The 11,581-nt window shown below is 66.1% G+C and carries 9 protein-coding genes; 8 read left to right on the plus strand and 1 reads right to left on the minus strand.

Features of this window, described 5'->3' with window-relative positions:
* Nucleotides 1-22 precede the first annotated feature (22 nt).
* The 6 genes from argS (at nucleotide 23) to rho (ending at nucleotide 8,797) form a co-directional block, all read left to right on the plus strand.
* The gene (gene argS, locus G6N44_RS25200; RefSeq protein WP_163668757.1) at nucleotides 23-1,672 is read left to right on the plus strand and encodes an arginine--tRNA ligase; all 1,650 of its coding nucleotides are present in this window, start codon (nucleotides 23-25) and stop codon (nucleotides 1,670-1,672) included.
* The gene (gene lysA / locus G6N44_RS25205; RefSeq protein WP_163668759.1) at nucleotides 1,669-3,093 is read left to right on the plus strand and encodes a diaminopimelate decarboxylase; all 1,425 of its coding nucleotides are present in this window, start codon (nucleotides 1,669-1,671) and stop codon (nucleotides 3,091-3,093) included. The genes argS and lysA overlap by 4 nt, the downstream gene beginning before the upstream one ends.
* Nucleotides 3,090-4,409, plus strand: a complete 1,320-nt coding sequence (locus G6N44_RS25210; protein ID WP_163668761.1) for a homoserine dehydrogenase — start codon at nucleotides 3,090-3,092, stop codon at nucleotides 4,407-4,409. The genes lysA and G6N44_RS25210 overlap by 4 nt, the downstream gene beginning before the upstream one ends.
* Nucleotides 4,406-5,506: a threonine synthase gene (gene thrC / locus G6N44_RS25215; protein WP_163668763.1), complete on the plus strand. Its 1,101-nt coding sequence runs from the start codon at nucleotides 4,406-4,408 to the stop codon at nucleotides 5,504-5,506. The genes G6N44_RS25210 and thrC overlap by 4 nt, the downstream gene beginning before the upstream one ends.
* A 5-nt stretch (nucleotides 5,507-5,511) precedes the next feature.
* Nucleotides 5,512-6,459, plus strand: a complete 948-nt coding sequence (gene thrB / locus G6N44_RS25220) for a homoserine kinase (RefSeq protein WP_163668765.1) — start codon at nucleotides 5,512-5,514, stop codon at nucleotides 6,457-6,459.
* 310 nt (nucleotides 6,460-6,769) lie between these two features.
* A complete protein-coding gene (gene rho, locus G6N44_RS25225; protein ID WP_163668767.1) occupies nucleotides 6,770-8,797 on the plus strand; it encodes a transcription termination factor Rho in 2,028 nt (675 codons plus the stop codon).
* 48 nt (nucleotides 8,798-8,845) lie between these two features.
* On the opposite strand, the gene G6N44_RS25230 is transcribed toward rho, so the two are convergent.
* The gene (locus G6N44_RS25230; protein WP_235682871.1) at nucleotides 8,846-9,451 is read right to left on the minus strand and encodes a TetR/AcrR family transcriptional regulator; all 606 of its coding nucleotides are present in this window, start codon (nucleotides 9,449-9,451) and stop codon (nucleotides 8,846-8,848) included.
* 141 nt (nucleotides 9,452-9,592) lie between these two features.
* Here G6N44_RS25230 and fadD1 point away from each other — a divergent pair, with 141 nt between their 5' ends.
* Both fadD1 and rpmE read left to right on the plus strand, forming a co-directional pair.
* Nucleotides 9,593-11,146 (plus strand): fatty-acid--CoA ligase FadD1, encoded by a 1,554-nt coding sequence (gene fadD1, locus G6N44_RS25235; protein WP_163668771.1) that lies wholly within the window; start codon nucleotides 9,593-9,595, stop codon nucleotides 11,144-11,146.
* Between the two features lie 176 nt (nucleotides 11,147-11,322).
* Nucleotides 11,323-11,565, plus strand: a complete 243-nt coding sequence (rpmE, locus tag G6N44_RS25240; RefSeq protein ID WP_029108203.1) for a 50S ribosomal protein L31 — start codon at nucleotides 11,323-11,325, stop codon at nucleotides 11,563-11,565.
* Nucleotides 11,566-11,581 lie beyond the last annotated feature (16 nt).

The raw sequence follows: 11,581 nt of genomic DNA on the forward strand, positions 1-11,581 counted from the left end.
CCAGACCATAGGATGGACCCTCGTGACCCCCGCCGACCTCGCCGAGCTGCTCAAGGCTACTGCCGCCGCAGTGCTGACCGAACACGACCTGGATACCGCCGCACTGCCCGACACCGTCACGGTCGAGCGCCCGCGCAATCTCGAGCATGGCGACTACGCGACCAACCTCGCGCTGCAGCTCGGTAAGAAGGTCGGTGTCAATCCGCGTGAGCTGGCCGGCTGGCTGGCCACCGCACTGGCTGCGGCCGACGGCATCTCCGCCGCCGAGGTCGCCGGACCCGGCTTCGTCAACCTTCGCATCGAGGCCTCCGCGCAGGGTGTCATCGTCACCAACGTGCTCGACGCCGGCGCGGCGTACGGAAACTCCACCGAGCTGAAGGAAAAGGTCAACCTGGAGTTCGTCTCGGCCAACCCGACCGGGCCGATCCACATCGGCGGCACCCGTTGGGCCGCGGTGGGCGACGCGCTGGGCCGGCTGCTGTCGACTCAGGGCGCAGACGTCACCCGTGAGTACTACTTCAACGATCACGGCGCCCAGATCGACCGGTTCGCCCGTTCGTTGGTGGCTGCTGCCAAGGGGGAACCGGCCCCCGAGGACGGCTACGCCGGTGCCTACATCAATGACATCGCCGGGTCCGTGCTGGCCAAGCGGCCCGAGGTGATGAGCCTGCCCGCTGACGAGCAGCAGGAAGCATTCCGCGAAATCGGTGTGGATCTGATGTTCACCCATATCAAGGAATCGCTGCACGAGTTCGGCACCGACTTCGACGTCTACACCCACGAAGATTCGATGCACACCTCCGGCCGGGTCGATCAGGCCATCGCCAGGCTGCGCGAGACCGGCAATATCTACGAGAAGGACGGCGCAACCTGGTTGCGCACCACCGAATTCGGTGACGACAAGGACCGCGTCGTCATCAAGAGCGACGGCAACGCGGCCTACATCGCCGGCGACCTCGCCTACTACCTCGACAAGCGTGAACGCGGATTCGACCTGTGCATCTACATGCTCGGCGCCGATCACCACGGCTACATCGCCCGACTCAAGGCGGCCGCCGCGGCACTCGGTGACAACCCGGACACCGTCGAGGTGCTGATCGGCCAGATGGTGAACCTGGTCCGCGACGGCCAACCCGTGCGGATGAGTAAGCGCGCCGGCACCGTCATCACCCTCGACGATCTGGTGGAGGCCATCGGCGTCGACGCCGCTCGGTACTCACTGATCCGATCTTCGGTGGACAGCCCGATCGACATCGATCTGGCGCTGTGGTCCAGCGCGTCCAACGAAAACCCGGTCTACTACGTGCAATACGCGCACGCCCGGCTGTCTGCGCTGGCTCGCAACGCCGCCGATCTCGGCGTCACCGCCGACACCGCACACCTGGATCTGCTGTCCCATGAGAAAGAGGGCATCCTGATCCGCAACCTGGGCGAGTTCCCCCGGGTGCTCAAAGCCGCTGCCGCGCTGCGTGAACCGCACCGCGTGTGCCGGTACCTGGAGGACCTGGCCGGCGACTACCACCGGTTCTACGACGCCTGCCGCGTGCTGCCGCAGGGCGACGAAGACCCAGGGGAACTCAATTCCGCACGGCTCGCACTGTGTGAGGCCACCCGCCAGGTGATCGCCAACGGTCTGGCCATCCTCGGCGTCACCGCCCCGGAGCGGATGTGAACGCACATCCCGCCGGGCCCCGGCATGCCGAAGAGATCCACCACCCGGGCGCACCCGCCAAACCTCAGTCTCCTGACGAGATCCTGTTGCTGGCCCCGAACGTGTGGCCGCGCAACCTGGTTCGCGGTGAGGACGGCGTGGTGTCGATCGCCGGAGTACCGGTCACCGAGTTGGCAGCCGAGTACGGCACCCCGCTGTTCGTGATCGACGAGGACGACTTCCGGTCCCGCTGCCGCGACATTGCCGCGGCATTCGGCGGCGGCGACCACGTGCACTACGCGGCCAAGGCGTTCCTGTGCAGTGAGATCGCCCGCTGGGTGAACCAGGAAGGCCTGTCGCTCGACGTCGCGACCGGGGGAGAGCTGGCCGTGGCGCTGCACGCCGATTTCCCGCCGGAGCGGATCACCCTGCACGGCAACAACAAATCCGTCACCGAACTCACGGCAGCCGTCAAAGCCGGGGTCGGGCATGTGGTGGTCGATTCCCTGATCGAGATCGAGCGCTTGGACGACGTTGCCGGTGCGGCGGGGATCGTCCAGGACGTGCTGGTTCGGGTGACTCCGGGCGTGGAGGCACACACCCACGAGTTCATCTCCACCGCTCACGAGGACCAGAAGTTCGGGCTGTCGCTGGCCAGTGGTGCGGCGATGGAGGCGGTGCGCAAGGTGTTCGCCACGGACAACCTGCGTCTCGTGGGGTTGCACTGCCATGTCGGCAGCCAGATCTTCGATGTGGCCGGGTTCGAGGTGGCCGCCCACCGTGTGATCGGCCTGCTGCGCGACGTCGTGTCCGAATTCGGTGTCGAGAAGACGTCGCAGATGTCGGTCATCGACCTCGGTGGGGGACTGGGGATCTCGTATGTCCCGTCCGACGACCCGCCGCCGATGAAGGAGCTGGCCGACAAACTCAAGGCCATCGTGCGCAGCGAGTCCGAGGCCGTCGGACTGCCGACGCCGAAGCTCGTGGTCGAACCGGGCCGCGCCATCGCCGGGCCTGGGACCATCACGCTGTACGAGGTTGGCACCGTCAAAGATGTGGCCGTGGCGTCCGACCGGTATCGCCGCTACGTGAGCGTCGACGGCGGGATGAGTGACAACATCCGCCCGGCGCTGTACGACGCCGAGTACGACGCCCGCCTGGTGTCGCGAACCAGCGACGCAGCCGCGACCCTGACGCGTATCGTCGGGAAGCATTGTGAAACCGGCGACATCGTGGTCCGCGATACCTGGGTCTCCGATGACATCACGCCCGGGGACCTGCTGGCCGTTGCCGCGACCGGTGCCTACTGCTACTCGATGTCGAGCCGGTACAACATGTTGTGCCGACCTGCGGTGGTAGCGGTGAAGGACGGCAAGTCGCGGTTGGTGCTCCGGCGGGAGACCGTCGACGATCTTTTGAGCCTGGAGGTGAGTGGTCAATGAGTGAGAAGCCCATCGGCGTAGCGGTACTGGGGCTGGGCAACGTCGGCAGCGAAGTGGTGCGCATCATCAACGAGAGCGCCATCGATCTGGCCGCCCGCATCGGCGCCCCGCTCGAGGTGCGTGGCATCGGGGTTCGCGAGGTCTCCGGTGACCGCGGCGTGCCGGTGGATCTGCTCACCGATGACATCATCGAACTGGTGTCGCGCGACGACGTGGACATCGTGGTGGAGTTGATGGGCCCGGTGAAGCCGGCTCGCAAGGCCATCCTGGCCGCCCTGGAACAGGGTAAGTCAGTGGTCACCGCCAACAAGGCGCTGATGGCTCAGTCCACCGGTGAGCTGGCGCAGGCAGCCGAAAATGCGCGCGTAGACCTGTATTTCGAGGCCGCCGTGGCGGGTGCGATTCCCGTCATCCGCCCGCTGACCCAGTCGCTGGCCGGTGACACGGTGCTGCGGGTGGCCGGCATCGTCAACGGCACCACCAACTACATCCTGTCCGAGATGGACAGCACCGGAGCCGATTACAACTCGGCGCTGGCCGACGCCAGCGCGTTGGGCTACGCCGAGGCCGATCCGACCGCCGACGTCGAGGGCTACGACGCTGCGGCCAAGGCGGCAATTCTCGCCTCGATCGCGTTTCATACCCGGGTCACCGCCGACGATGTCTATCGCGAAGGCATCACCAAGGTGAGCGCGGCCGACTTCGAGTCGGCCCGCGCACTGGGCTGCACCATCAAACTGCTGGCCATCTGTGAGCGGCTCACCAGTGATCAAGGCAAGCAACGTGTTTCGGCCCGCGTCTACCCGGCACTGGTGCCGTTGACGCATCCGCTGGCCACGGTCAACGGCGCCTTCAACGCCGTGGTGGTCGAGGCCGAGGCAGCCGGCCGGCTGATGTTCTACGGCCAGGGCGCCGGGGGAGCGCCGACCGCATCGGCCGTGATGGGCGATGTCGTGATGGCCGCGCGCAACCGGGTCCAGGGCGGTCGTGGTCCGCGGGAATCCAAGTACGCGAAGTTGCCGATCGCCCCGATCGGATTCATCCCCACCCGCTACTACGTCAACATGAACGTCTCGGATCGGCCCGGCGTGTTGTCCGCTGTGGCAGCAGAATTCTCCAAGCGCGAGGTGAGCATCGCCGAGGTGCGCCAGGAGGGCATGGTCGACGACGACGGGCAACCGTGTGGTGCGCGCATTGTGGTGGTCACCCACCAGGCCACCGATGCCGCACTATCGGAAACCGTCGAGGCGTTGGCCGATCTCGATGTGGTGCAGACCATCAACAGCGTGCTGCGTATGGAAGGAACGAACGCATGAATCCCGGGAAGCAAGGAAAGACCAGCGCCGGGCCGGTGCACCGGCCGTGGCCGGGATTGATCGAGGCTTACCGGGATCGCCTGCCGGTCGGCGACAACTGGACCCCGATCACGTTGCTCGAGGGCGGCACACCGCTCATCCATGCCAAGCGCCTCAGTGAACTCACCGGCTGCACAGTGCATCTCAAGGTCGAGGGGCTCAACCCGACCGGATCGTTCAAGGACCGCGGCATGACCGTCGCGGTCACCGAGTCGCTGGCCCGTGGACAGCAGGCCGTGATGTGTGCCTCCACCGGCAACACGTCGGCGTCGGCGGCGGCCTACGCCGCCCAGGCCGGTATCACGTGTGCGGTCCTGATCCCTCAGGGCAAGATCGCGATGGGCAAGTTGGCGCAGGCGGTCATGTACGGCGCGAAGATCATCCAGGTCGACGGTAACTTCGACGACTGTCTGGAACTGGCCCGCAAGATCACCGCGGATTTCCCGACCATCGCACTGGTGAACTCGGTGAACCCGTACCGCATCGAGGGACAGAAGACCGCCGCATTCGAGATCGTCGACGCGCTGGGTATCGCCCCCGACGTGCATGCGCTGCCGGTGGGCAACGCGGGCAACATCACTGCGTACTGGAAGGGCTACACCGAATACCACCGCGACGGTCTGTCGGAACGGCTTCCGCGGATGCTCGGCACCCAGGCCGCCGGGGCGGCCCCGCTGGTGTTGGGTGAGCCGGTCAAGGAGCCCGAGACGATCGCGACCGCCATCCGCATCGGCTCGCCGGCGTCGTGGTCCGGAGCGGTCGAGGCGCAGCAGCAGTCCAAGGGTCGCTTCCTGGCCGCCACGGACGAGGAAATCCTTGCGGCGTACCACCTGATCGCCCGAAGCGAAGGCGTGTTCGTCGAGCCTGCGTCGGCGGCCAGCGTGGCAGGTCTGCTCAAGTCGATCGAGGACGGCTGGGTCAAGCGTGGCTCGACGGTGGTCTGCACGGTCACCGGCAACGGCCTCAAGGATCCCGACACCGCGCTCAAGGACATGCCCACCGTCACCCCGGTGCCCGTCGATCCCGTCGCCGTCGTCGCCAAGCTCGGACTGGTCTGAGCCTGGTGAATCAGACCCTGCCCGCCGGACTCACGGCCACCGCTGTCGTCGCAGCCTCCAGCGCCAACCTCGGACCGGGCTTCGACAGCCTGGGGTTGGCACTGAGCCTGTACGACGAAATCATCGTCGAGACAACCGAATCCGGCCTGAAGGTGGAGGTTGAGGGCGAGGGTGCGGGTCAGGTTCCGCTGGATGCGACACATCTGGTGGTGCGCGCTATCGAGGCTGGGCTGCGAGCCACGGGCCACCGTGCCCCCGGTCTGATCGTGCGCTGCCGCAATGGGATTCCACATTCACGTGGACTCGGATCGTCGGCCGCAGCCGTTGTCGGTGGCTTGGCTGCTGTCAACGGACTTGTGGCGCAATCTGGTTCGGATCCCATGACCGAAGAACAGCTGATCCAGCTGTCCAGTGAGTTCGAAGGCCACCCGGATAACGCTGCAGCGGCCGTGCTGGGCGGGGCCGTGGTGTCGTGGACCGAAACCGATGACGAAGGCGGACCGAGGTACCGCGCGGTGGCGGTGCGGGTGCACCCGGACATCCGCCTGTTCCCCGCGGTTCCGCAGCAGCGGTCGTCCACCGCTGAGACCAGGGCGGTGTTACCTGAGCAGGTCAGCCACGTCGATGCGCGCTTCAACCTCAGCCGGGCGGCTCTACTGGTGGTGGCGTTGACCGAGCGGCCCGATCTTTTGATGACCGCCACGCAGGATGTGTTGCATCAACCACAACGCGCCGCCGCGATGTCGGCCTCGGCGGAATACCTGCAGCTGCTCCGGCGTTGTGGAATTGCAGCAGTGTTGTCCGGGGCCGGACCTACGGTCCTCGGGCTGAGCTCGCAGGTAGGACTGCCTGATGAGGCCGTGGATTACGGCACTGCCAGAGGGTTCACCGTCAAGGAAATGTCGGTCGGAGCGGGCGTCCGCTGGACGTCAGGCGTGGCCGCCAAGAGCTGACGATGTGCGACACAAGAAGGGCCGTCGGCCACACGCCCGGTGTCGGTGTTGCTTGATTACTTCACCAAAGCGAGTTATTCTCGCTCTCGTCCAGCACTCGCAGGGTCTCTGCCTGCGTCGACACCAGGACGACACCCAATCTTCTTGTGTTCTACTCGTGGACTGACGGTTCGCCGTATATCGGCGGATCCTGGCGATCGTCGTCGCGCAGGCGACGGTGTGAGTCACGCGCTCAGCGGTCAGCTGAACGCGCATCGACCTTTGGGGAACCCTCGCACGACCTGATGAGCGAGGGAAAGAAAGGAAATCCGTGACAGATACGGACCTCTTCACGGCTGACAGCGCCAACGGCGCGGGGGATTCGCCGAAAGCCGTGACTACTGAAAGCACTGCGACCGCTGACACTGCGGCGCCGGCTGCTGCCTCTGCGCCCGGATCAGGCACCGCGCGGCGCGCTTCGAGCGCCCGGCCCGCGTCGCTGTCGACCATGGTGCTGCCTGAGCTGCGAGCGCTGGCCAAGGAAATCGGTGTCGAAGGCGCGTCCGGTTTGCGTAAGAGCGAGCTGATTGCAGCTATTCGCGCCCACCGTGGCGAATCCAACGGCGTCACCGCCGAGACCAAGCCGGCTGCCGCCGAAACCAAACCGGCTGCCGCCGATGTCCAGCCGGACGCCGGTGCCGAGACCGCCGAGCCGCCCGCGGCCCGGCGCCGTGAGCGCCGAGGTTCCTCGCGCCAGGCCGGCTCGCCGGCCGCCGACGCAGCCGCCGAGACCAAGGTTGAGGCGGAGGCCGATTCGGCCGCCGAGGCCGACACCAAGGGCACTGAGTCTGCCGCTGAGCCGCAGGAAAAGCCGGCCAAGCGTGACCGCCAGGACCGACGCGACAAGCGCGAGCAGTCCGATTCGGACAAGGCCGACAACAAGGCTGACAACAAGACCGAGAACAAGCAGGACGACAAGCGCGACCAGAAGCAGGACCGCGGTCAGGCTCGCGACCAGTCCGATCAGCAGGACAACCAGCAGAACCGGGGCGGAAACTCGTCCTCCAACGCCGATGACGATGGAGATGGCGACGGTCGCCAGGGCCGCCGTGGCCGCCGGTTCCGTGACCGTGACCGTCGTCGCCGTGGCGACCGCGGCACCGAGGGTGGCGGTAACGAGACCGAGCTGCGCGAGGACGACGTCGTCCAGCCGGTCGCCGGCATCCTCGACGTCCTGGACAACTACGCATTCGTTCGTACCTCGGGCTACCTGGCCGGGCCGAATGATGTCTACGTCTCGATGAACATGGTGCGCAAGAACGGTCTGCGCCGTGGTGACGCGGTCACCGGTGCGGTCCGCGTGCCCCGTGAGGGCGAGAACAGTGGCGGCGGGCAGAACCCGCGGCAGAAGTTCAACCCGCTGGTGCGTTTGGACAGCGTCAACGGCGGTCCGGTCGAGGCGGCCAAGAACCGGCCGGACTTCACCAAGCTGACCCCGTTGTACCCGAACCAGCGGCTGCGCCTGGAGACCACGCCCGAGCGGCTGACCACCCGCGTGATCGACCTGATCATGCCGATCGGTAAGGGACAGCGTGCCCTGATCGTGTCGCCGCCCAAGGCCGGTAAGACCACGATCATGCAGGACATCGCCAACGCGATCACCCAGAATAATCCGGAATGCCACCTCATGGTGGTGCTCGTCGACGAGCGCCCCGAAGAGGTCACCGATATGCAGCGTTCGGTGAAGGGCGAGGTCATCGCCTCGACGTTCGACCGTCCGCCGTCAGATCACACGCAGGCCGCCGAGCTGGCGATCGAACGGGCCAAGCGCCTGGTCGAGCAGGGCAAGGACGTCGTGGTGCTGCTGGACTCGATCACCCGTCTGGGCCGCGCGTACAACAACGCGTCCCCGGCCTCGGGTCGCATCCTGTCCGGTGGTGTGGACTCCACCGCCCTGTACCCGCCGAAGCGGTTCCTCGGCGCGGCCCGCAACATCGAATTCGGTGGCTCGCTGACGATCATCGCCACCGCGATGGTCGAGACCGGCTCCACCGGTGACACGGTGATCTTCGAGGAGTTCAAGGGCACCGGCAACGCCGAGCTCAAGCTCGATCGCAAGATCGCCGAGCGCCGGGTGTTCCCGGCGGTCGACGTCAACCCGTCGGGCACCCGCAAGGACGAGCTGCTGCTGTCCAAGGAGGAGTTCGCGATCGTGCACAAGCTGCGCCGCGTGCTCTCGGGTCTCGACAGCCACCAGGCCATCGATCTGCTGATGAGCCAGCTGCGCAAGACCAAGACCAACTACGAGTTCCTGGTGCAGGTCTCCAAGACCGCCCCGGGCTCGATGGACGCCGACTAACCTCGGCAACTCAAAAGGCCCCCGTCCGCGGGGGCCTTTTGCGTGTCGTCAGGAAGTTGTTTCCGGGCGCAACCCGGGCATCAAATAGCGCTGAACCTGGGCGAGGACCGCGTCCCCGTCGCTGGGATCCAGTGTGTTCCCCGGCACTGTTGCCAGCGAGATCAGTACTCGCGCAACCCATTCCGATGCTTCGGGAAGGTCGATGTCGGCGCGGACTTCGCCGCGGTCACGAGCGGCTGCCAGATAGGGGGACCAGAATTCGGCGAGGTCGGGGATCATGCCCTGCACGCCGGCGCCCGCACAGGCTGCGAATTCCTCGGGTTCGTCAGTTCGGAGTTTCATCAACACCGCGCCCGGATCGTCATACGCTCTGAGCCCGTTGCCGACACCCCAGGCAATCTGACGATCCAGCCCCTCGATCTGCTCAAGCTTGGCCTGGGCTTCCGACCAGAACGTGTCATTGAGGCGCACGATTACGGCGCCCAGCAGCGTCACCTTGTCCGGGAAGTGGCGGTAGAGCCACCCGCGGGACACTCCTGCGGCCTCGGCAACCTCGGAGACGGTGGTCGCGCGAATACCCTTGGTCCGCAGGCATTCTTCGGCAGCGTCGATCAGTCGATCTCGCACGCTGCGCGGTGCCGTGGTGCTGGTCACCTGTGGCGTCTCCTGAACTTCGGGGGCAGTTGCGGGGCAGTAGGTACATGATTCTGCCAAGGACGCTTCGTGCTGCGCCATATTCATGGTAGACAGTTTTCCTAATCTGTTCACTATTTACCGAGCTTGGGGATCATTCCGATGGCCGAAACGCTGCAGCAGTTGCTCCGGGAACGTGAGGGGGCCGACACGGTCGCCATCAAGTACGGCGACCGGACCTGGACGTGGCGCGAGCATATCGCTGAGGCGAAGGCCCAGGCTGCGACCCTGATCGGGATCGCCGACCCGGCGCGTCCACTCCATGTCGGCACGCTTCTGGGCAACACCCCCGACATGCTGACCGCGCTGGCGGCGGCGGCCCTCGGCGGCTATGTGCTGTGCGGCATCAACAACACCCGCCGGGGTGATGCGCTGGCCCGCGACATCGCCCGGGTCGAATGCCAGGTCGTCCTGGTCGACGAATCCCATCGCGGGCTCCTCGACGGCCTCGATCTGCCGGGCGTCACCGTCATCGACGTATCGGATACCACCTGGTCACCGCAGGAACTCACGCCACACCGCGAGGTCGGGCCCGACGACACCTTCATGATGATCTTCACCTCGGGGACCAGCGGTGAGCCCAAGGCCGTCCAGGTGGCGCACTCCATCGTGCTGTTCTCCGCCGCCGCGTTGGTGCAGCGCTACGAGCTGACCGAGGCGGACACCTGCTACCTGGCGATGCCGCTCTTTCATTCGAACGGGGTGTACGCCGGGTGGGGCGTGGCGCTCAGTTCGGGCGCGGCCATGGCGCCGGCACAGTTCTCCGCATCAGGGTTCCTATCGGACATCCGCCGCTACGGCGCGACCTACATGAACTATGTCGGCAAGCCACTGGCCTACATACTGGCCACCGCCGAGCAACCCGACGACCACGACAACATGCTGCGTGTGGCGTTCGGCAACGAGGCCGCCGACCGCGATATCGACGAATTCAGCCGCAGGTTCGGGTGCAGCGTCTGGGACGGCTTCGGCTCGACCGAGCTGGCGATCATCATCACCCGTTCCGAGGACACCCCCGCCGGCAGCGTCGGCCAGGGTTTCCCCGGCGTGGCGATCTACGACCCGGAGACCCTCGAAGAGTGCCCGGCTGCGCAGTTCGATGCCACCGGGGCACTGACCAACGCCGAGGCCGCCACCGGTGAGCTGGTCAACACCAACGGCAGCGGGATGTTCCGCGGCTACCACAACGACAAGGGCGCGACCGATGAACGGCTGCGCCACGGCATGTACTGGTCGGGCGATCTGGCCTACCGCGACGCCGATGGCTGGATCTATCTGGCCGGGCGCACCGCGGACTGGATGCGGGTGGATGGTGAGAACATCACTGCGGCACCGATCGAGCGAATCCTGTTGCGGCAGCCGGTGATCAGCCGGGTGGCGGTCTACCCGGTGCCCGACGAGTTCGTCGGCGACCAGGTGATGGCCGCCGTCGTGCTGCGTGACGGTCAGGTGTTGACGCCCGAGCAGTTCAGCGAGTTCCTGACACAGCAGCAGGATCTGTCACCGAAATCCTGGCCGAGGTACGTGTGGATCGCCGACGATCTGCCCAGCACGGCGACCAACAAGATTCTCAAGCGTGAACTCGTCGCCCTCGGTGCCGATCCGGCCGGCCGGGTGCTGTGGAAGCGTGAGGGCACGGCCTACGCGCACATTTGATCGCGCTGGCGTCGTTCTACCGGGTGCCGAGCCGGTAACCCGTAAGGAATAGCGGCCGGTCATCCCGCGTTTAGGATGCTGGCGGTTGACCTGGCATAATGAACCGCCGACCCCTCGGTCCCGGTTCACGTCCATTTGAATTGCGGGCGACCCGGGCCAACGATTGAAGAGGAACCATGAAAACAGGCATTCATCCTGAGTATGTCGAGACCACGGTGCACTGTGGTTGCGGCAACACCTTCAGCACCCGTAGCACCAAGCAGAGCGGCCAGATCGTGGTCGAGGTCTGCTCGCAGTGCCACCCGTTCTACACCGGCAAGCAGAAGATCCTCGACAGCGGCGGCCGCGTGGCCCGCTTCGAGAAGAGGTACGGCAAGCGCAAGCCTGCCGGTGATCAGGCTGCCGCAGCCGACAAGTAGCTACGTCAACGGCGCC

The sequence above is a fragment of the Mycolicibacterium alvei genome (assembly GCF_010727325.1).
GTDB classification, from domain to species: domain Bacteria; phylum Actinomycetota; class Actinomycetes; order Mycobacteriales; family Mycobacteriaceae; genus Mycobacterium; species Mycobacterium alvei.

What these genes read in the sequence shown, in the direction of transcription:
- fadD1 (WP_163668771.1), top strand. Translation starts at nt 9,593, where the DNA reads ATGGCCGAAACGCTGCAGCAGTTGCTCCGGGAACGTGAGGGGGCCGAC.
- rpmE (WP_029108203.1), top strand. Translation starts at nt 11,323, where the DNA reads ATGAAAACAGGCATTCATCCTGAGTATGTCGAGACCACGGTGCACTGT.
- thrC (WP_163668763.1), top strand. Translation starts at nt 4,406, where the DNA reads ATGAATCCCGGGAAGCAAGGAAAGACCAGCGCCGGGCCGGTGCACCGG.
- G6N44_RS25210 (WP_163668761.1), top strand. Translation starts at nt 3,090, where the DNA reads ATGAGTGAGAAGCCCATCGGCGTAGCGGTACTGGGGCTGGGCAACGTC.